Origin of the sequence: Rhizobium sp. WYCCWR 11128 (assembly GCF_013416305.1) — a bacterium.
Taxonomy (GTDB): domain Bacteria; phylum Pseudomonadota; class Alphaproteobacteria; order Rhizobiales; family Rhizobiaceae; genus Rhizobium; species Rhizobium indicum.
This window is the reverse complement of sequence record NZ_JACCEZ010000013.1, coordinates 1-20,301: the sequence shown is the minus strand read 5'-3', so window position 1 is coordinate 20,301 and position 20,301 is coordinate 1. Positions and strand designations below refer to the sequence as shown.

Annotated in this window: 18 protein-coding genes and 1 pseudogene; 10 read left to right on the top strand and 9 right to left on the bottom strand. The window is 61.9% G+C overall.

What is annotated here, in order from left to right; all coding sequences use genetic code 11:
* Window positions 1-5 precede the first annotated feature (5 nt).
* The gene (locus HX898_RS28555) at window positions 6-989 is read right to left on the bottom strand and encodes an arabinose ABC transporter substrate-binding protein (RefSeq protein WP_028742358.1); all 984 of its coding nucleotides are present in this window, start codon (window positions 987-989) and stop codon (window positions 6-8) included.
* A 213-nt stretch (window positions 990-1,202) separates the two neighbouring features.
* Between HX898_RS28555 and HX898_RS28550 the strand changes: the two genes are divergently transcribed.
* From HX898_RS28550 to HX898_RS28535, 4 genes are all read left to right on the top strand, one after another.
* A complete protein-coding gene (locus HX898_RS28550) occupies window positions 1,203-1,958 on the top strand; it encodes a FadR/GntR family transcriptional regulator (RefSeq protein WP_003543153.1) in 756 nt (251 codons plus the stop codon).
* 66 nt (window positions 1,959-2,024) lie between these two features.
* Window positions 2,025-3,173, top strand: coding sequence for a galactonate dehydratase (dgoD, locus tag HX898_RS28545; protein WP_064249342.1), 1,149 nt, complete (start codon window positions 2,025-2,027; stop codon window positions 3,171-3,173).
* Window positions 3,174-3,326: 153 nt separating this feature from the next.
* Window positions 3,327-3,728, top strand: a complete 402-nt coding sequence (locus HX898_RS28540; protein ID WP_138333168.1) for a DoxX family protein — start codon at window positions 3,327-3,329, stop codon at window positions 3,726-3,728.
* An 89-nt stretch (window positions 3,729-3,817) separates the two neighbouring features.
* Window positions 3,818-4,597, top strand: a complete 780-nt coding sequence (locus HX898_RS28535; protein WP_138333166.1) for an SDR family NAD(P)-dependent oxidoreductase — start codon at window positions 3,818-3,820, stop codon at window positions 4,595-4,597.
* Between the two features lie 17 nt (window positions 4,598-4,614).
* On the opposite strand, the gene HX898_RS28530 is transcribed toward HX898_RS28535, so the two are convergent.
* Window positions 4,615-5,832, bottom strand: a complete 1,218-nt coding sequence (locus HX898_RS28530) for an adenylate/guanylate cyclase domain-containing protein (protein ID WP_138333164.1) — start codon at window positions 5,830-5,832, stop codon at window positions 4,615-4,617.
* Window positions 5,833-5,895: 63 nt separating this feature from the next.
* Entirely contained in the window at window positions 5,896-6,921 is a 1,026-nt protein-coding gene (locus HX898_RS28525; protein WP_138333162.1) for a LacI family DNA-binding transcriptional regulator, read from the bottom strand.
* A gap of 95 nt (window positions 6,922-7,016) precedes the next feature.
* Here HX898_RS28525 and HX898_RS28520 point away from each other — a divergent pair, with 95 nt between their 5' ends.
* The 3 genes from HX898_RS28520 (at window position 7,017) to HX898_RS28510 (ending at window position 10,125) form a co-directional block, all read left to right on the top strand.
* Window positions 7,017-8,204 (top strand): phytanoyl-CoA dioxygenase family protein, encoded by a 1,188-nt coding sequence (locus HX898_RS28520; RefSeq protein ID WP_138333160.1) that lies wholly within the window; start codon window positions 7,017-7,019, stop codon window positions 8,202-8,204.
* Between the two features lie 92 nt (window positions 8,205-8,296).
* Window positions 8,297-9,118 (top strand): SDR family oxidoreductase, encoded by an 822-nt coding sequence (locus HX898_RS28515; protein WP_180196416.1) that lies wholly within the window; start codon window positions 8,297-8,299, stop codon window positions 9,116-9,118.
* A 95-nt stretch (window positions 9,119-9,213) separates the two neighbouring features.
* Window positions 9,214-10,125 (top strand): SMP-30/gluconolactonase/LRE family protein, encoded by a 912-nt coding sequence (locus HX898_RS28510; protein ID WP_180196415.1) that lies wholly within the window; start codon window positions 9,214-9,216, stop codon window positions 10,123-10,125.
* 1 nt (window position 10,126) lies between these two features.
* Here HX898_RS28510 and HX898_RS28505 read toward each other — a convergent pair whose 3' ends face one another.
* The 5 genes from HX898_RS28505 to HX898_RS28485 all read right to left on the bottom strand — a co-directional run bounded on the left by HX898_RS28505 (window position 10,127) and on the right by HX898_RS28485 (window position 15,234).
* Window positions 10,127-10,876: a ThuA domain-containing protein gene (locus HX898_RS28505; RefSeq protein ID WP_171600710.1), complete on the bottom strand. Its 750-nt coding sequence runs from the start codon at window positions 10,874-10,876 to the stop codon at window positions 10,127-10,129.
* 57 nt (window positions 10,877-10,933) lie between these two features.
* Window positions 10,934-12,016: a sn-glycerol-3-phosphate ABC transporter ATP-binding protein UgpC gene (gene ugpC, locus HX898_RS28500; RefSeq protein ID WP_180196414.1), complete on the bottom strand. Its 1,083-nt coding sequence runs from the start codon at window positions 12,014-12,016 to the stop codon at window positions 10,934-10,936.
* A gap of 19 nt (window positions 12,017-12,035) precedes the next feature.
* Window positions 12,036-12,947, bottom strand: a complete 912-nt coding sequence (locus HX898_RS28495) for a carbohydrate ABC transporter permease (protein WP_171600712.1) — start codon at window positions 12,945-12,947, stop codon at window positions 12,036-12,038.
* A 1-nt stretch (window position 12,948) separates the two neighbouring features.
* Entirely contained in the window at window positions 12,949-13,836 is an 888-nt protein-coding gene (locus HX898_RS28490) for a sugar ABC transporter permease (protein WP_012759095.1), read from the bottom strand.
* 105 nt (window positions 13,837-13,941) lie between these two features.
* Entirely contained in the window at window positions 13,942-15,234 is a 1,293-nt protein-coding gene (locus tag HX898_RS28485; RefSeq protein ID WP_180196413.1) for an extracellular solute-binding protein, read from the bottom strand.
* Window positions 15,235-15,436: 202 nt separating this feature from the next.
* Here HX898_RS28485 and HX898_RS28480 point away from each other — a divergent pair, with 202 nt between their 5' ends.
* The 3 genes from HX898_RS28480 to HX898_RS28470 all read left to right on the top strand — a co-directional run bounded on the left by HX898_RS28480 (window position 15,437) and on the right by HX898_RS28470 (window position 19,798).
* On the top strand, window positions 15,437-16,444 hold the full coding sequence (locus HX898_RS28480) for a Gfo/Idh/MocA family oxidoreductase (protein WP_180196412.1): 1,008 nt from the start codon (window positions 15,437-15,439) through the stop codon (window positions 16,442-16,444).
* Window positions 16,445-16,453: 9 nt separating this feature from the next.
* Window positions 16,454-17,452 carry a LacI family DNA-binding transcriptional regulator gene (locus tag HX898_RS28475; RefSeq protein WP_171600715.1) on the top strand — a complete coding sequence of 333 codons (999 nt, stop codon included), beginning with the start codon at window positions 16,454-16,456 and terminating at the stop codon, window positions 17,450-17,452.
* Window positions 17,453-17,554: 102 nt separating this feature from the next.
* Entirely contained in the window at window positions 17,555-19,798 is a 2,244-nt protein-coding gene (locus HX898_RS28470; protein ID WP_138390640.1) for a glycoside hydrolase family 2 TIM barrel-domain containing protein, read from the top strand.
* 6 nt (window positions 19,799-19,804) lie between these two features.
* Here the strand turns inward: HX898_RS28470 and HX898_RS28465 are convergent.
* Window positions 19,805-20,301, bottom strand: a pseudogene (locus HX898_RS28465) (TOBE domain-containing protein); the annotation flags it as partial.

Genomic DNA, 20,301 nt, shown 5'->3' with positions numbered 1-20,301 from the left:
GACGATCACTCGATGCCAAGATCCTTGCGGACCTTCTCGTAATCGTCGCGCAGTGCCAGCGAGCCGGAGGTCAGCGTCAGCTTTTCCGGCTCCTTGTCGTTGGCGATCCAGTCATACATGTTGAGCGCCGTCTCGTAGCCGTGACGCTTCGGCGAGATGATGACGGTGCCGAAGAAGCCCGTCGCCGCCGGCTTCTTGAATTCATTGATCGCCGATTCCGCACCGCCGATACCGACACCGATGACGTTGGCCGCCGGAATGCCGACCGATTCGGAGGCGCGGACGGCGCCGAGGACGGCTTCGTCGTTGAGGCCGAAGGCGACCCAGTATTTCACGTCGGCATGCTTGTTGAGGACGGTGGTTGCCGCGTTGAGCGCTGCTTCCGTATCCGTCTTCGCCTGCGGTGCGTCATAGATGTTTTCGGCCGGGAAGCCGGCGGACTTCAGCACCGACATCGCGCCTTCGACACGGTCGACGGCCGTCGGCAGCTGGTCATAAGAGACCCGCACGGCGCCGACATTTTTCATGTCCCAACCACGCTTCTTGATTTCGTCGACGATCGCCTGGCCGACGGTCTCGCCGATCTTGGTGGCTGAAATGCCCATATGCGGCACGTCTTCCAACGGCTTGCCGTCGGCGCTGACGAGGCGGTCGTCGACCGTCATCAGCTTCAGCTGGTTGGCTTCGGCCTTGGCGACGATGCCGGGGCCAAGCTTGACGTCGGGCGTGCAGATGATGAAGCCCTGCGCACCCTGGGCGCCGAGATTATCGATCGCCGACTGGACCTTCTCGCCGTCTTCGGCGCCGATCTTGACGACGGTGAAGCCTTTTTCCTTGGCGGCCTGGTCGGCGAATTTCCATTCGTCCTGGAACCACGGCTCCTCAGGCTGCTTGACGATAAACCCTATCTTGACGTCCGCGGAAAATGCCGAGCCGGCTGCCAGAATGGCGAAAGTGCCAGCCAGAATGGCTGCTTTGAACAAGCGCATGTCTCTCTCCCTAAACTCTCAAAAACCGAGCAGCTGCCTCCCAGGCAACGTCCAATGAATTATGATAAATCATCATACCAGTCAATTGCCAATGTATGATGATTGGAATAATAGGATTATTGACGAGGTGCCGGGAGGAAGCGTCGCAAAGCGGATCGAATTCGGATAATCAGGTTCGGTTGCCTAGCACGCGAGACAGAGCGGAGAGGTGAGTTGGAAACAATCGAGCGACAGAGCGGGGCCGAAAGCCGCCGCATCGAGCGCCGCCCGCGCGTACGCCGCAACGTCACGGCGGCGATCGCTCAGGATATCTGTGCGGACCGCTATCCCGCGGGCTCGCCGCTGCCACGCGAGAACGATCTCTGCGAACTCTACGGCGTCAGCCGCACCGTCATTCGCGAATCGCTGAAAGTGCTGGAATCCAAAGGCCTCGTCCGCGGGAAACCACGCATCGGAACCACCGTCTGCGACAAGGACGACTGGAATATCCTGGACGCCGACGTGCTTGAATGGATGGGTCCCTATATCAAGGATTTCGACCTGCTCGGCTGCATTCTCGAAGCCCGCCGCACCATCGAGCCGGCAGCCGCCGAATATGCCGCCGAGCGCGCCAGCGCCCAGGAGATCGCCGATCTTGACAATGCCTGGCGGCAGATGCGCGACAGCGCCCGCGACCCGGAAAGCTTCACCGATGCTGACGTCATGTTCCACACGGTGCTGCTCACCGCCAGCCACAATCAGGTCTTCCGCCGCCTGTCGAGCGCCATTCACGCGGCGCTGAAATATGCGCTGCATGCCTCCAATATCGGCGTCGAGAATCGCGAGGATGCGGTGCTTGTTCACGGCCAGCTGGTCGAGGCCCTGCGCATGCGCGACAAGGCGGGCGCCCGCGAATGCGCCAACCGCATGCTAGATCTTGCGGTGCGCGATCTTGCCGCCGCCGAAAAAGCGATCGGCAGAACGAAATGATCGATCACGACAAATCTGCGGACGCGCCGCCGATCGCAAACCCGGGAAGAGACTGAAAGAACAGCGATGAAGATCACCAAACTCACCACCTATATCGTTCCCCCGCGCTGGCTGTTTTTGAAGGTCGAGACCGATGAAGGTATCGTCGGCTGGGGCGAACCGGTCGTCGAAGGCCGTGCGCTGACCGTTCAGGCCGCCGTCCATGAACTGGAAGACTACTTGATCGGCAAGGATCCTTTCCTCATCGAGGACCACTGGACCGTGATGTATCGCGGCGGCTTCTATCGCGGCGGCGCCGTCCACATGAGCGCGATCTCGGGCATCGACCAGGCGCTGTGGGACATCAAGGGTAAAGCGCTCGGCCAGCCGATCCATTCCCTGCTCGGCGGCCAACTCCGTGATCGCATCAAGGTCTATTCCTGGATCGGCGGCGATCGGCCCTCGGATGTCGCCAACAATGCCAAGGAAGTGGTTGCCCGCGGTTTCAAGGCGATCAAGCTCAATGGCTGCGAGGAAATGCAGATCGTCGACACCAACGAAAAGGTGGAGAAAGCAGTTGAGACCATCGCCGCCATCCGCGAGGCGATCGGCCCGCATATCGGCATCGGCGTCGATTTCCACGGCCGTGTGCACAAGCCGATGGCGAAGGTTCTCGCCAAGGAGCTCGACCCCTACAAGCTGATGTTCATCGAAGAGCCGGTGCTTTCCGAAAACAAGGAAGCGCTACGCGATATCGTCAACCATACGTCGACGCCGATCGCGCTCGGTGAACGGCTCTTTTCGCGCTGGGATTTCAAGCAGGTTCTGTCCGACGGCTATGTCGACATCATCCAGCCGGATCTCTCCCATGCCGGCGGCATCACCGAATGCCGCAAGATCGCGGCGATGGCCGAAGCCTACGACGTGGCGCTGGCGCCGCATTGCCCGCTGGGCCCGATCGCGCTCGCCGCCTGCCTGCAGGTCGATGCCGTCAGCTACAATGCCTTCATTCAGGAACAGAGCCTCGGCATCCACTACAACAAGGGCAACGACATCCTCGACTATATCTCCAACAAGGAGGTGTTCCACTATGCCGATGGTTTCGTCTCGATCCCGCAGGGTCCGGGTCTCGGCATCGAGGTCGACGAAGCCTATGTCATCGAGCGCGCGAAGGAAGGTCACCGCTGGCGCAACCCGATCTGGCGGCACGCCGACGGCAGCTTCGCCGAGTGGTGAGAGCGCATAACCCCGAAAATCGGAACCGATTTTCGGAAAGGATTATGCGCAACTCAAAGTGATAGGGTCGCGCAAGCGGCCCTTTTTCATTCACCGTGTAGGATGTCGGGGGTCTCGTCCGTCATAATGGAAGCTCAAAGAGGAGATTTCAGGATGGCCAGAGCAATCGCGATCATCGTCGCCCGCATCATCTTCAGCTTCGTCTTCTTCATGGCCGCCGGCTTCAAGTTTGCCGATATCGGCGCAACAGTGGGCTATATCACTGCCGCCGGCTTTCCGATGGCGACATTCCTTACCTGGATCGCTGCCTTCTTTGAGATCGCGCTGGCGCTCGCTTTCATATCAGGGGCCTTCTTCTCCGAGGCCAGCCTGCTCGCAGCCATCTATGTGATCTTCCTCGCTTTCGCCTTCCACGGTCCGTCCCATTGGCAGCAGAATCAGGCCGAGTTCGGCTTCTTCGTCGATCACTTTACCTTCCTCGCCGGTCTGCTCTTTGCCGCCGTCCATGGACCTGAGAGATGGGCGCTGAGCCACAGCCTCCTCAGGAGGCTCTAGCACCGCGCTCCAGCGACCTGCTCTCCTTCAGGAACCAACAGCCATGCGAAGCATTGGCTTACCGACAAAACGGCAAGGAGAGCCCGCCCATGGAGCTGAAGGGAAAGATCGCGTTGGTAACAGGCGCCGGTTCCGGCATCGGCAAAGCCGCCGCTTTGCGGCTCGCTGCCGAGGGTGCAAGGGTCGCAGCATTGAGCCGCACCGCCGACGAAGTCGAAAAAACTTGCGCCGAGATCAAGGCCGCCGGCGGCCAGTCGATCGCGTTGACGGCAGATACCAGCGACGAAGCTCAAATGCGAGGCGCCGTGGAACAACTGACCGACACCTTCGACGGCCTCGACATCGTAGTCGCCAATGCTGGGATCAACGGTGTGTGGGCGCCGATCGACGATCTGAAACCGGAAGAATGGGACAAGACCATCGCCGTCAATCTGCGCGGCACCTATCTGACCCTGCATCTGACGGTTCCGCATCTGAAGCGCCACGGCGGCTCAATCATCGTCGTCTCTTCGATCAATGGCACCCGTACCTTCACCACGCCGGGCGCCACCGCCTACACCGCAACCAAGGCGGGCCAGGTCGCCATGGTCCTGCAGCTCGCCCTCGAACTCGGCCGACACGGCATCCGCGTCAATGCCGTCTGCCCCGGCGAAATCGAGACCAATATCAGCGCCAATACCGACAGCCGCCACCGCGAGGAGACGGAGGTTCCCGTCATCTGGCCGCAGGGGGATATCCCGATCGCCGGCGGCAAGGCAGGCAAGAGCGAGGACGTCGCCGAAACAATCCTTTTCCTCGCCTCCGACCGCGCCCGACACATCACCGGTACGCCGATCTGGATCGACGGCGGTCAGGGCCTGTTGCGATAGACCTTGCAGTCAGGAACTCAGCTGTTCAGCCGGGCGCTGTCGAGGGTATAGAGTTCCTGCGCGCGCTGCACGCCGCGCAACGCATAACGTCCGACGCAGGCGAGTGCGGTACGCTGCTGCTCCGGTACCGCCGCGGCGAAATCGGAGGAGATCAACAGGTTGAGATCGACGGAACGACACATTGAGGCGATCCGGCTGACCTCGTTGACGGCAGGTCCGATAACGGTGAAATCCAACCGGTCCTGGCTCCCGATATTGCCGTAGAAGACATCGCCGATATGCAGGCCGATATAGACGTCGGTCGTCGCCCGGCCATCGGCCGCACGCGCGGCATTCAGTGTGGTGAGCTTTTCCCGCAGCAGCGATTCGGCGCTCAGCGCCGCGCGACACGTCTCCGCTGGCACCTCGCCCTTAAAGATGGCGAGCACACCGTCGCCGATCAGCTTCAGCACGTTGCCGCCGGACTCGTGGATCGCCGTGATCACCGCCTCGCTATAGTCGTTGAGCAGCGGGATGATCTCCTCCGGCGGCACGCTGTCGGAGATCTTGGTATAGTTCAGCAGGTCGGAGAACCAGAGTGCCGCGGAAATTCGCTCCGATTTGCCGCGGCTGATCTTGCCTTCCATCACCTGGCGCGCCGCGTCCTCGCCGAGATAGACCTCGGCGATGGTGCGGGCGATACGCCCGAGCGCGATACATTTGATCGCCAACCCCAACACCGGCACCAGCTTGCGCAGAATGGCGAGGTCGTGATCGGAAAAGCCCTCGGGATGTTTCGTCGCGAAATGCGAGAAGAAGCAATCCATCTCGCCGATCGTTCCGGCCTCGGAAAAACGATGCATCATCGCCACGAAATCCGTGTGACCGGCTTCAGCGATCGTATCGAGCATGGAGAAATCGATCGGATCGCCGAAGCCGAGACGCCGGCGTATCTCCCGCTCGTTGCGAGACCAAAGATGATAGAAGGCCGAACGCTGCCAGTTCGACGCCGCCTCCCCCGAGATCGTCGGACCATATTCGAACTCGGTCTGGATTTCCTCGATGCTGTCCCAGCGGAAGGCACGGCCCTCATGCACCGGATGCAGCGTATCCATCAGCGCCAGACCACGGTCGAGCGGCAGGCCGGCATCCCGGCAAGCCGAGCAGAAACCGGTCATCAGTTCGGCTTCCGAAACGCCCTTCAGTCCCTGCTCCGTGATCCAGGCTGCAATCGTGCTGACGTCGCTGTAATCCATGTTCTCACCTTCACTCGTGCTAAAGCGTAGCCCGAATTCGGCATTAAAGGAAAGCCAATTGGCTCACCCGGCCGCGGGCATATTGTAGGGCGTGACGATTTCGACGGATGAAAGCGAGGGCGTAACTGCGCGCGGCAATGCAGTCGCCCGACTCATGATCGCCCGGAAGGCCGAACGTGCATCGGTCCTGAGATCATGATGCAGCACGAAGCCGATCCGACGCGCCGCAAGCAGGGCGCGATTATCCGCATCGAGATCATGAGCGACGAAAACGCGGACGGGACGTTTGGCCGCGTCGAAGGCCGCCAGCACCGCCCGGTTGCCGCCGCCGATCGAATAGACGGCGTTGATGGCGGGATCGGCCGCAAGCGCTACCGCGGCAAGCGTTCCTGTCGCGGCATCGGTGCCGTGCCCCTCGCTGATTTCGGTAATGCCGATGTCGGGATAGCGGGCGCGGATGATGCGGCGAAAGCCGATTTCGCGCTCCTCCTCGCCGCGGAACCGTCCGCTCGACAGCGTCACCAGCACCTTGCCACCATCATTCCCGAGAAATTCGCCGATCAGATAGGCAGCGGTCTCTCCCGCTGCCCGGTTGTCGGCGCCGGCATAGGCGATGCGTGCCGAATTCGGCAGGTCGGTCACCAGCGTCACGACGGGAATGCCGGCCGCATCCGCCCGGGCAACGGCGGCCGCCACCTCGGCGACGTCAGGCGCCTTGAGTACGATGCCATGCGTGCCGCGCAGCCGGATGCGATCGAGAAGCTGCACCAGTTCGGCCGGCTTCATCATCTCGGCGAAATGGAACCGGCAGCGGAAGACGCCGGGCAGAAAGGTCGCCATCTCCGCCTCGAAGGCGGCGCGCACCGCATCGCTGAAACGCTGCGGCGTCTCCATGACGATATCGATCGCCAGCATGCGGCCGCTGCCCATCGCGCCGGCCTGCTGCTTCTCCAGTTCCGCGATCGCCGCCTTCACCCGCATCTCGGTCTGCCGGCGCACGCCCGGCCTGCCGTTCAACACCCGGTCGACGGTCGCGGTGCTGAGCCCGGCCTGGAAGGCAATATCCTTGACGAGAAAGAGGTGTGCCATGCGACCGGCCTGATTGTTTTTTGATGGATTTCTGATCTATATCACCCGGCATCGCGGCGTATAGTGCCTCCATTGGAAAGAGGGAGGAGCCCGCCATGAAAACCGACAACCAGCAGAAACTGCGCGCCGACCGCGTCTGGCTGAGCGAAGACGCCTGCGATCTCGATGAGTTTCGCGCCCTTGCGGAAAAGACCACCGCGCTTGCCGATTACCCCTCGGCGTCTGCGGTCGAAAAAAACGTCCTGATCTATGACAGCCGCAAGGTGATGGCGGCGGCCGCAACGCCAGAAGGCCGACGCGCCGTGCTGGCGGAAGTCTGCGACGCCTTCGGCGAGGGTCCTGGTGTCGTCGTGTTCAAGCGCGCTTACGAAGACACCGGCATCATCGATCGAGCCAGCGTGATCTTCGATGCGATCATCGAGGAACAGCACCGCACCTCGACCGGCGGTGGCGATCATTTTGCCAAACCCGGCGCCAACGACCGTATCTGGAACTCGCTGGAAAAACATTGCCTCGCCGATCCGGCAAATTTCGCCGAATATTACGGCAATGCCATCATCGCTCTGGCCAGCGAAGCCTGGCTTGGCCCGAGCTACCAGATGACGGCGCAGGTCAACCGCGTCAATCCGGGCGGTTCGGCGCAGTCGGCGCATCGCGACTACCATCTCGGCTTTCAGTCGTCGAAGGTGATCGAACAATTTCCGGTGCATGTGCACCGGCTCTCGCCGGTGCTGACGCTGCAGGGTGCGGTCGCCCATTGCGACATGCCGCTCGAAAGCGGCCCGACACTCTTCCTGCCGCACAGCCAGACCTATGTGCCGGGTTACCTCGCGCTAAAGCGGCAGGAGTTCCGGGATTATTTCGAGGCCAACCATGTCCAGCTGCCGCTCGAAAAAGGCGACCTCGTCTTCTTCAATCCCGCCCTCTTCCATGCCGCCGGCACCAACCGCTCGGCCGACATCAAACGTGTCGCCAACCTCCTGCAGGTCTCCTCCGCCTTCGGCCGGGCAATGGAAACCGTCAATCGCGAGAGGATGAGCGCCAGGCTGTTTCCCGCCTTGAAGGCCTTTCAAGGCAGGCTCTCGCCTGACGAAATCGCCAACGCCGTCGCCGCCTGCGCCGAGGGCTACTCCTTCCCGACCAACCTCGACCGCGACCCGCCGCTCGGCGGACTGGCGCCGAAGACACAGGCGCAGCTGATGCATGAGGCGCTGAAGGAAGGCTGGAGCGATGACGCCTTTACGGCAGCACTTGCCGAGCAGGCGCAGAAGAAGTTGAGCTGACGGGCAACGGGAACAAGCTGCCTATCCACACCGACAAAGGCCTCCCGCACCCGCGGGAGGCTATTCGCACATCATCACAATGGAGGAACCACATGAGCACAGACCACGGCCGCCTCGACGGCAAGATCGCCATCGTCACCGGCGGCACGCAAGGATTGGGCGCGACCATCGCCCGCCTCTTCGCCGAACGCGGCGCGGAAGGCATCATCATCTGCGGCCGCAACGAAGCCAAGGGCAAGGCAAAGGCGGCGGAGATTTCGGCTGCGACCGGGGGCAGGATCGTCTACGTCAAGGCCGACCTCGGCAAGGTCGAGGATGCACAGCATGTCGTGCGCGCCTGTGACGAGACCTTCGGCCGCGTCGATGCGCTGGTCAATGCCGCCGCCATCACCGATCGGGGCACCATCCTCGACACCAGCCCGGAACTCTTCGACGCCATGTTCGCCGTCAATGTGCGTGCGCCGTTTTTCCTGATGCAGGAGGCGGTGAAGGTCATGCGCCGGGAAAAGATCGAGGGTACGATCGTCAATATCGGCTCGATGTCGGCCAAAGCCGGCCAGCCCTTCATCGCCGCCTATTGCGCCTCCAAGGGCGCGCTGGAAACGCTGACGAAGAACACCGCCTATGCGCTCCTGCGCAACCGCATCCGCGTCAATGGTCTGAACATCGGTTGGATGGCCTCTGAAGGCGAGGACCGGATCCAGCGCGAATATCACGATGCCCCCGCCGACTGGCTGGAGAAGGCGGCGGCAAGCCAGCCCTTCGGCCGTCTCGTCGATCCGCACGAGGTGGCGCGCGCCTGCGCTTACCTATCGTCTTCCGAATCCGGCCTGATGACCGGCTCAGTCATCTGCTTCGACCAGTCGATCTGGGGCGCTTATGACGGCTCGCCGCATCCGGTCGCGGCCCTCTGAGAAAACCTCAGCCCGGCATTTCCATCGCCGGGCTCTGGCACCTCCAGCTTTTTGCCGCTAGGAAAAGAACGGCAGCATTCAGGGAGGAAACTGGCATGGGCGACAATCCGATTTATGAGATTCGCGACGAACGCTTCGGTGCAATGGTCATCGGCAGCGCCGGCCTCGAGGAGCTTTATTCCGGCTGCCGCTGGACGGAAGGCCCGGTCTGGTTTTCTGACCTGAACTGCCTTCTCTGGAGCGATATCCCGAATGAACGCATGATGCGCTGGACACCGGATGGTACGGTCTCCGTCTTCCGTTCGCCCTCCAACTACGTCAACGGCAACACCCGCGACCGGCAGGGCCGGCTGGTCTCCTGCGAACATGGCGGCCGCCGCGTCACCCGCACCGAGACGGACGGCACCATCACCGTTCTCGCCGACAGCTATCAGGGCAAGCGGCTGAACTCGCCAAACGACGTCGTCGTGCACTCCGACGGCGGGGTCTGGTTCACCGATCCGACCTACGGCATCCTGTCGGATTACGAGGGCCACAAGGCTGAGCCCGAGCAGCCGACGCGCAACGTCTACCGGATCGATCCGGCAAGCGGAGCGATCGACGCCGTCGTCGAAGATTTCATCCAGCCGAACGGCCTTGCCTTCTCGCCCGATGAGACGAAGCTTTATATTGCCGATTCCGGCTCCGCAAAACATGACGTGCCGCGCCATATCCGCGTTTTCGACGTCATCGACGGCAGAGCGCTTGCCAACAGCCGCTATTTCTGCAGCCTCGATGTCGGCCATCCCGACGGTTTCCGTTTCGATGTCGCCGGCAATCTCTGGACGAGTGCCTCCGACGGCGTGCACTGCTTTTCGCCCGACGGAACGCTGCTCGGCAAGATCAGGGTGCCGCAGACGGTGTCCAACCTCACCTTCGGCGGCCCCAAGAAAAACCGGCTCTTCATCACCGCGACGCGTTCGGTGTATTCGATTTATATCAAGACGACCGGCGCACAATATCCATAGATCAGGCCTTCGGTTTGTCGGGGCGGCCGTGCAGCGGCTCGGCCCGATGCCAGTTTTCCAGGATGCGGCCATCGGTGTGTTTCTGCTGCGCCCAGCGGACGCCGTTCGAGATCACCTTATGCACGGTCTTGTCGTGATAGATCGGATAGGTCTCGTGGCCCGGGCTGAAGAAGAAGATGCGCCCGCGCCCACGCTGGAAGGTGCAGCCGCTGCGGAACACCTCGCCGCCGGAATACCAGGAGATGAAGACAAGCTCGTCCGGCTGCGGAATGTCGAAAGGCTCGCCGTACATTTCCGAGGCATTGACCTCGAAATAGGGCGGCAGCCCCTCGGCGATCGGATGCGAGGGATTGACCACCCAGACGCGCTCCAGATCGCCTTCCGGCGTCTCGCGCCAGGAAAGGTTGGCATTGGTGCCCATCAGCCGGCGGAAGAGCTTGGAATGATGGCCGGAATGCAGAACCAGCAGGCCCATGCCCTTCAGCACACGCTGCTGCACGCGGTCGATTAGCCCGTCGCTGACCTCCTCATGCGCCATATGCCCCCACCAGAGCAGTACGTCGGTATCATCGAGCACGCTGTCCGGCAGGCCTTCATCAGGATCATCGAGCGTGCCGCGGCGGATTTCGAAATCCGGATGGGCAATACCTGACGCGATCGCTCCGTCGATACGATCAGGATAGATCTCCTGAACCTCCTTGTGAAGCTGCTCGTGGCGTCCCTCGTTCCAGATGGTGACCTTGATTGTCATGGCATTCCTCGATTTTTGGGCCTCGATGTCCAGGCTTTGATGTTTCAGGCGAAATTGTCAGGTGATTGCCGGACGGATCACCCGGCCGGCGGAATCGAACAGATGGCAGGCGGCGGGATCGGCCGTCAGCGGCACGCGGTCGCCCGGCCGCACGGCGATATCGCCTTCGGCGCGCACCACGATCGGCTGCTGCTGCGAACCGACGGTCATGTAGGTCTCGACGCCGAGCCGCTCGACGATGACGACCTCGGCGGTGAAATGGCCCTGGCCCTCGGCTGCGATCTTCAGATGCTCCGGCCTGATGCCGAGCTTGGCCTCGCCCTGCGGCACCGCGCCGTTCGCATCGGCCAGATCGAGCGAAAGCCCGATCGGGCTATCGAGATGCAGCTTGCCCGCCGATGGCCGCGTTGCGGTGACGGGAATGATGTTCATCTTCGGCGAGCCGATGAAGGTCGCGACGAATTCATTGTCCGGCTGATGATAGAGCGACATCGGCGCACCCTCCTGCGCTACCACGCCCTTGTTGAGCACGACGATGCGGTCCGCCATCGTCATCGCCTCCACCTGGTCGTGGGTGACGTAGACGACGGTCGCTTTCAGCTCGCGGTGCAGGCGCTGCAGCTCGGCGCGCATCTGTACGCGTAGCGCCGAATCGAGGTTCGACAGCGGCTCGTCGAACAGGATCAGCGCCGGTTTCTTGATGATGGCGCGGCCGATCGCCACGCGCTGGCGCTGGCCGCCGGAAAGCGCGGCCGGGCGGCGGTCGAGGTAATCGGTGAGCTGCAGGATTTCGGCCACACCTTCCACCTGCCGGCGGATCTCCGCCTCCGGTACTTTCTTCAGGCTGAGCGAGAAGCCGATGTTTTCGGCAACGCTCATATGCGGATAGAGCGCATAGGACTGGAAGACCATGGCGATGCCGCGCTTGTCGGGCGGCACGTCGTTGATGCGTTTGCCGTTAAGGATGAGGTCGCCTTCATCGATGCCTTCGAGGCCGGCGATCATCCGCAGCAGCGTGGACTTGCCGCAGCCGGACGGACCGACGAAGACCGCGAATTCACCATCTTCCACAGTGATGTCGACGCCTTTGATGACCTCGAGCGCGCCGTAGAATTTGCGAACGTTTCTGAGATTGATCATCTGTTTCTCTTTCTTGATCTCAGCCCTTCACACCGCCCGAAAAAGTCTGGACGAGGAAGCGCCGCGCAAAGCCGAAGGCGACGACGGCAGGCAGCAGATAGATGAATGCAAGTGCGGTCAGCAGGCCGTAATCGATCTCGTTGATGCGCAGGAAGGCGCGGAAGAGACCGAGCGGCAGCGTCTGCAGCTCTGGCGACGACAGGAGGATCAGCGGCAGCAGGAAATCGCCCCAGGCCGACATGAAGGCGAACAGCCCGGCGGCGGCAAGCCCGGGCAGTGCCAGCGGGATCAGCACCCGGCGGATGCGCTGGAAGAGTGTTGCCCCATCCATCAGCGCTGCCTCCTCGTAGTCCCGCGGCAGCCCATCGAAGAAGGTCTTCATGATCCAGAGCGCCAGCGGCAATTGCATCGTCGCAAGCACCAGGATCAGCCCGAGATAACCGTCGATGAAACCGGTCCAGCGCATGATGTCACGCGTATAGCTGCCGAAGATCGGCCTGAGCACTGCCGCTTCCGCATTGTTCAGCGTCAGCAGGAATTTGTAGAGCGGCACGACGAGCGCCGTCGGCGGCAGCACCCGGATGAGCAGGATCGCGTAGAGGAAGGGCAGCTTCCACCAGGCCCGGGTGCGCGACAGTGCATAACCGCCGAGTCCGGAAAGCACCATGACCAGCAGCGTCGCGCTAGCGACCACGAAGAGCGAGTTGAACAGCCACTTCGCCCCGTCCTCCTTGGTGAAGACTCTGACATAGTTGGCGAAGGTCCACTGCTCCGGCCAGTGCAGGAAGAGCTGCGCATTGCCGTCGAGCGAGGCGAGCAGCACCCAGAAGAAAGGCACCGCGCAGAAGATCGAGATCAGCGACAGCGTCGCATAGGCGATGAGGTCGGAGCGACCCTTGTTTGCAGTTTCGCTTGGGGAAACGACGGCCATGTCAGACCTCCACCTTCATGGCCCGGACATAGGCGATACCCAATATCAGAGAGATGACGAGCGCGACGACGGCGACCGCGGCACCATAACCCAGTTGGAACGCCGTAAAGGACTGGTTGTAGATATAGATGCTGACGACCTCGGTCGCCCCACCCGGCCCGCCGCGCGTCAACGCATAGACGAGGCCGAAGACGGCGATGGTGGAGACGGCCGAGATCAGCATATAGAGCAGGATCGTCGGCATCATCAGCGGCAGGGTGATGCGGCGAAACATCTGCGACGGGGTGGCGCCGTCCATGCGCGCTGCCTCGTAGATCTCCGCCGGAATGGTGCTAAGGCCGGCCGTCAACAGGATCATCGCCGTGGCGATGCCGCGCCAGGTGTTGACGACAATGATCATCGACAGCGGGAAGACCTGCAGCCAGTCCGCCGGCGTGATGCCGAAGAAGCTGACGATGCGGCTGAGTGTGGCATTGTCGCCGCCCGCCAGCATCGAGATCCACATGAAACCGGCGACGACTTCAGGGGCTGCGTTCGGCAACAGGATGATCGACGAGAACACCCGCCGAAAGCGGATCGGGCGGCGCAGCGCAATTGCCGAGATCAGGCCGAGCACGAACTGGCCGATCACCGCCGAACCGATGACGAAGACGAAGGTGACGAACAGCGAATTCCAGAACTTCGCGTCGTTGAAGAGCCGCGTGTAATTCCTGAAGCCGACGAAGCGGGGCCGAAGGGCCGCGGCCCCGGTCAGCGCCTCGTTGGTGAAGCTCAGATAGATCGAATAGAGGGCCGGATAGATGACGAAGGCCAGAAGCAGCACCAGCGAGGGCAGCAGGATCAGCAGCCATTGCCGCTCGGCGCGCTTTTCATGAGAGTTTCGGGCCATGGAAGCTCACAACCTTATCGATGGAACCGGCTTGTCGAATAAAAGCGGGAAGACGCGGGCGTTGGCGCCGCGTCCCCGTCCTGGCGGAAGAGACGATGCCGGTGCTTACTTGACCATGTCGTCGCCGAGCGTTTCCTTGACGTAGTCGACAAGGATCTTCTGGGCGCCGGCGGCATCGGTTTCCTTGCGCAGCAGCGCTTCGGTGGCCCGCGCCACACCTTCCGAAACCGTGCCGAAACCGGAGGCCTGCTTCAGGAACACGCCGTTCCCGGCCGCCGCATGGATCGGAACCAGTTCCGTCAGCTTCTGGAACTCGGCATTGTCAGCCGCACCCTTGCTGGCCGGGATGTTGCCGATGCGGGCGGCGTAGGAAACCTGCGTCTCGATCGAGCCGATCTCCATCAGCGCCTTGATCGCCAGCTCCGTATTGGCCGACTTGGAATTGACGGCCCATGGCGCAGCGAGGTTGGCAAGTACGTACTGGCCGCTGCTCTGGCCGGGAACCGTCCAGGTGCCGACCACCTTCGTCACGTCAGGGATGGGGTTCTTGCTTTCGCGACCCCAGTCGAAAATATAGCACCAGGAGCCGCAGGTGGTCGCGGCGAGCTTGCCTTCCGGGAACATCTGGTACTTCGGCACGACCCATGGCTCGGGTCCGAGCAGCGGCTGCGTCGGCATCAGATCCTTGTCGATCAGTTCCTTGTAGACGCCGAAGACATCCTTGATGCCTTCGCCATTCAGATCGAGCTTGCCGTCGGCATCGACCAGCTGCGGCGTCCTGGAACCGACGAGCAGGTGCTGGAAGCCTTCGTCGAAGGCACCGCTTCCCCAGGAAACGCCGGCCGGAAAGAGCAGGCCGTAGGCGCCGGTCTTCTGCTTGATCTCGGCCGCGCGGTTGAGAAGTTCCTGCCAGGTCTTTGGCTGTTCGGTGGAGATGCCGGCTTTTTCGAGAACGTCCTTGCGGTAATAGATTTCCTGAATGCCGAGCATGAACGGCATCACATAGGTTTCGCCATCCGGGCTGACAGCAAGCTCCTTGGCGACGTCATAGAGGTTGGCGTAGCCGTCCCAGGCCTTGAACTCCTTGGTAACAGGCGCGAGGTAACCGGCTTCCACCATGTCGGAAACGGCAGCCGTCGTCGGGATGGAGAACAGGTCGGGCGCGTTGCCGGCGCCGAGCTCGGTCAGGAGCTTGGTAAGATAATCCTTGTCGGGTGCCGGATATTCGATGACCTCGACGGTGACGCCATATTTCTTTTCGATCCGCTCGACCGTCGACTTCATCGCGTCGATGCCGGCCTGACCATGATTTGCAATTCGGATTGTTTCTGCCTGCGCCAGCGTCGAAACCGCGCTCAGCAGAACGGCGCACAGGCCGCCAAGAACCATCTTCTTCAACGGAAGTCCTCCCTTTTTTAGAGACACGGCGCCCTCCAGCACCGGTTGCGAAAATGTACACGCATTCCAAATACTGACAAGACGGTTTTTGAAAAGATTTCAACGCGAGTTTTAATATACTGATATTACTTGTTTATTTAGATATTGCCATCGCCATACCGTTTGTGTAATCGTGTGCACAATCTATCCAGGGAGGAATTTCATGTCTGAGAAATTGCGTCTCGGCGTCATCGGTGCCGGCTTGAAGGCGGCGGAATATGCCGAGAGCTGGGTCAAGATGCCGGAGATCGAATTTGCTGCACTCGCCGACACCACGGCGGCTTCGCGCCAGCGCCTGATCGACGTCTGCCTCGCCGCCGGCGCACCCGAGCCGAAGGGCTTCGAGGATTATCGTCAGATGCTCGCCGAATGCCGGGGCGAACTCGACATCGTCTACGTCTCCACCCCGCATGCCTTCCATGCCGAGCAGGCAACCGCCGTTGCCGAGGCCGGCCTCGACCTCTTTCTGGAAAAGCCGATGGTGACGACAGTCACTGAAGCCGAGAGGCTGATCGCCGCGCAGAAAAAGAGTGGCGTCACCATCGTCACCGCCTTCCAGGGCGGCCTGTCGCCGCTGGTGCTCGACACACGCCGGCGGGCTCTCGCCGGCGAGTTCGGCGAGTTGATCGCCATATCGGGCATGATCTGGGAAAGCTGGTCGTCGAATTACCACGGCCACTGGAAGCAGCAGCCTGATATCTCCGGCGGCGGCTTCATGTTCGACACCGGCGCCCATATGATGAACACCGTCTGCCTGCTCGCCAATTCCGATTTCGACAGCGTCTCGGCCTATATGAACAATCACGGCAGGCAAGTCGATATCGCCACCGCCGTCTCCGCCCGACTGAAGAACGGCGCGCTGGCGACGTTGACGGCCGCCGGCGAAGGCCCTCCGGGCTGCGCTTCCTACATCACCTTCTTCTATTCGAAGGCGATCGTGCGCATCGACGCCTGGGGTGGCTGGCGCGAGATCAGTATCGGGCGTACCGCCGAGCCGCGCGAGGAAGCCGAGATTCTCGGCAACCCGATGAAGAATTTCCTCGCCATTCGCGAGGGAAAGATGGAAAACTCCGGCTCCGTTGAAATGGGCCTCAGATTCGCTAGGCTATGGGATGCAATCAAGGAATCGGCAGCGGCCGACGGCGCTTCCGTCAGGATCGTCGCCCAATAGGCGCTGAAGATGAGCGGTATGAGCAGACGGCGGATCACCTCGAAGGAACTGGCGAAACTCGCCGGCGTCTCCTCCGCCACCATTTCCCGCGCCTTTTCGCCGGATTCGCGCATCGGCAGCGCGACGCGCGACCGCATCCTCGCCGTCGCGCGTGAACATGGCTACCAACCGAACGCGATCGCCCGCTCACTGAACAACCAGCGTTCGCGGCTCGTCGCCCTCGTCGTCAATGCGATCGGCAACCCTTGCGAGGCCGAGGAACAACAGCTTCTCGTCCACCGTCTGCAGGCGAGACAATTGCTGCCGATCATCCTCTGCTGCGCCGATCATTCCGACCGACTGCAGCTGATGCGCCTTGCCTCCACCTATCAGGTCGATCACGTCGTCGTCTTCTCCGACATGGTGTCGATGCAGGACGCGGTCGATATTTTCCACACGACCAAGCCGATCATCGTCTCCTTCGAGCCGCTCGACAACGAAAGCGTCTCCAGCATCCGCATCGACGGCGCTGAAGCCGCCGACGAGATCATCGACAAGATCGTCCACGACGGCAAGAAGCGTTTCGCCTACCTCTCCGGCACCAATTCAAGCTGGATCGACAAGCTCAGGCGAAAATGGTTCGCCGATGCGCTGGCCAAGCGCGGCCTTTCCTTCGAAGCGCAGGCCTTCGGCGATTATTCTTATGATTCCGGCTTCAAGGAAGCCGTGCTCCTGCTGCACCGTGACAAGGTCGACGCCATCATCTGCGGCAACGACGTCATGGCGATCGGCGCACGCGATGCAGCCCGCCGAGTGCTTGGCAAGAACACGCCTGATGATATCGCCATCGTCGGCCAGGACGGCATCGCTATGGCCGCCTGGGATTGCAACGACCTGACCACGCTGAGCCTCGACCACGTTGCCTTCATTGATGCCGTCGTCGAACTGATCGAACGCCATGACGCCGAGATCGAAGGCCCGCACAGCATCACGCTCACCTGCACCGCCCGCTGGGGCTCGACCGCCTAACAGCTCGCATACCCATTGCATCAAGGAGGAATAGTATGACTCAATTTTCACGCGCCGAAAGGCGCCGCACCGTCCCTGATGCTGTAACCGGGAGAGTTTGAAATGCGTTCCGTCGTTTCCTTCAACGAAGGCTGGAGTTTCCATGAGGGCTTCGGCCAGCGTTTGCTCGAAGCTTTCGATGCGGCCAAGTCGGTCAGCCTGCCGCATACCGCTGTCGAACTGCCCTTCAGCTATTTCGACGAGACCAGCTATCAGCGCGCCTTCACCTATCAGAAGGTGCTGCGCTGGCTGCCGGAGTTCGAAGGCCGCGAAGTCTCGCTCGTCTTCGACGCCGCCATGGCCGACAGCGTCGTCTATCTGAACGGCGAGGAAATCATTGCCCATAAGGACGGTTATACCCCCTTCGAGGCCCGCCTCACCGGCAAGCTCGTCAAGGGCGAGAACCTCGTCACCGTCAAGATCGACGGCAGCGAGAATCCCGACATTCCGCCTTTCGGCGGCCGCATCGATTATCTGACCTATGCCGGCATCTACCGCGACGTCTGGCTGAAGGTCACCGACCCGGTCTCGATCCGCAATCTCAAGATCGAAACCACCGACGTTCTTCGCCCGGAGAAATCGGCGACCATACGCGTCGACATCGCCAATCCCGAGGGCCGCAGCTTCTCGGCGACCGTCACCGCCACACTGAAGCAGGCCGACGGCACGGTGGTCGCCACTGCCGCGACCGAAACGATCGGCAGCCGCACCACGCTCTCCTTTGGTGGCCTCACCGGCATCGCCCTCTGGGACATCACCGATCCCACGCTCTATGACGTCACCGTCGAGCTGAGGACCGAACACGGCTCCGACCGTGTCTCAACCAGGTTCGGCTTCCGCACCGCCGAATTCACGCCGGAAGGTTTCCTCCTCAACGGCAAGCCATTGAAGCTGCGCGGCCTCAACCGTCATCAGGCCTTCCCCTATGTCGGTTATGCCGCCGGCCGCTCCGCCCAGGAGCGCGATGCCGACATCATGAAGACGGTGCTGAAGTGCAATATCGTCCGCACCTCGCATTATCCGCAGTCGAAATGGTTCCTCGACCGATGCGACACAATCGGTCTGCTGGTTTTCGAGGAGATCCCCGGCTGGCAACATATCGGCGATGCCGACTGGCAGCAGGAATCGATCGAGAACGTCCGCCGCATGATCGAGCGCGACTGGAACCACCCCTCGATCATCATCTGGGGCGTGCGCATCAACGAATCGCAGGATAATCACGATTTCTACGCCGAGACCAATCGCCTCGCCCGCGAACTCGACAGCACCCGCCAGACCGGCGGCGTGCGTTATCTCACCGAGAGCGAGCTGCTCGAAGACGTCTACACGATGAACGACTTCATCCTCGGCAATGAAGAGCTGCCGGGCGCCAACCGCCCACGCACCGCGCTGCGCGCTCAGCAGGAAAATACCGGACTGTCCCACAAGGTGCCGTACCTCATCACCGAGTTCAACGGCCACATGCACCCGACGAAGATTTATGACCAGGAGCAGCGCCAGGCCGAGCATGTGCGCCGGCACCTTGATGTACTGAATGCCGCCTATGGCGACCCTGATATCTCCGGCGCCATCGGCTGGTGCATGTTCGATTACAACACCCACAAGGATTTCGGCTCCGGCGACCGCATCTGCTATCACGGCGTGATGGACATGTTCCGCGAGCCGAAATTCGCGGCCTATGCCTATATCAGCCAGTGCGACCCTTCCGAGGAGATCGTCATGAAGCCGGTGACCTTCTGGGCGCGCGGCGAACGCAATATCGGCGGCGTGCTGCCGCTGATCATCCTGACCAACTGCGACGAGGTGGAGCTGCAATATGGCTCGCTCAGCAAGCGCATCGGTCCGGACCGCGAAAACTACCCGCATCTGCCGCATCCGCCCGTTGTGCTCGACCATCGGCACTTTACCGCCGACGAGCTCGGCACCTGGGGTCTCGAATGGATCGACGGCACCTTCACCGGTTATATCGGCGGGGAGCCGGTGGCCAGCCTGACGCTGGCGGCCGATCCGCTGCCCACGACCCTGGAAGTCGTTGCCGACAGCTCGACGCTGAGGGCACGCGAACGCGACAGCACGCGCGTCATCATCCGCGCCCTCGACCAGCGCGGCCAGCGCCTGCCCTTCATGAACGACAGCATTTCGCTGAAGGTTCACGGCCCGGCAAGGATTGTCGGCCCGACCAACGTGCCACTGCAGGGCGGCACTGCCGGCTTCTGGCTGGAGGCGACAGGGTTCACCGGCGAGATCACCGTCGAAGCGGTCTCCTCGCGTTTCGCGCCGGTGACGCTCGGTGTGACGGCCGCCTGACGGCCATCACGCAATCCGCGCTTGTGTTTCCGGATCGAAGAACACGGCCTTATCGAGATTGAAGGCGAGGCGGGTATTTTGTCCTGGAGCGATGCCGGTATCGGCGCGCAGGCGGGCGACGACAGATTTGCCGCCGAGCTTGGTGACGGCAAAGGTGTCGGAGCCGGCCGGTTCCACCACCTCGATCAGGCAATCGCCCTCGGTCAGCGAGCGCGCCTTGCGGTCGGCGCCATCGGGATCGGTCAGCGCCTCCGGCCGAATGCCGAAGATCACCTCCCTGCCGGTATAGGCAGTCAGGCCGTCATTGCCTGCCATGACGGGGAGCCTCAGCGGGGCGGCATTCGGCCGCTCCAGCGAGACTTCGAGCCCGCCGGCGCCGTTCTCGACGGTGGCGTTGAGCAGGTTCATCGCCGGCGATCCCATGAAGTCGGCGACGAAGATGTTGGAAGGGCTGTTATAGATCTCGGCCGGCGTGCCGAACTGCTGCAGCACGCCGTCCTTCA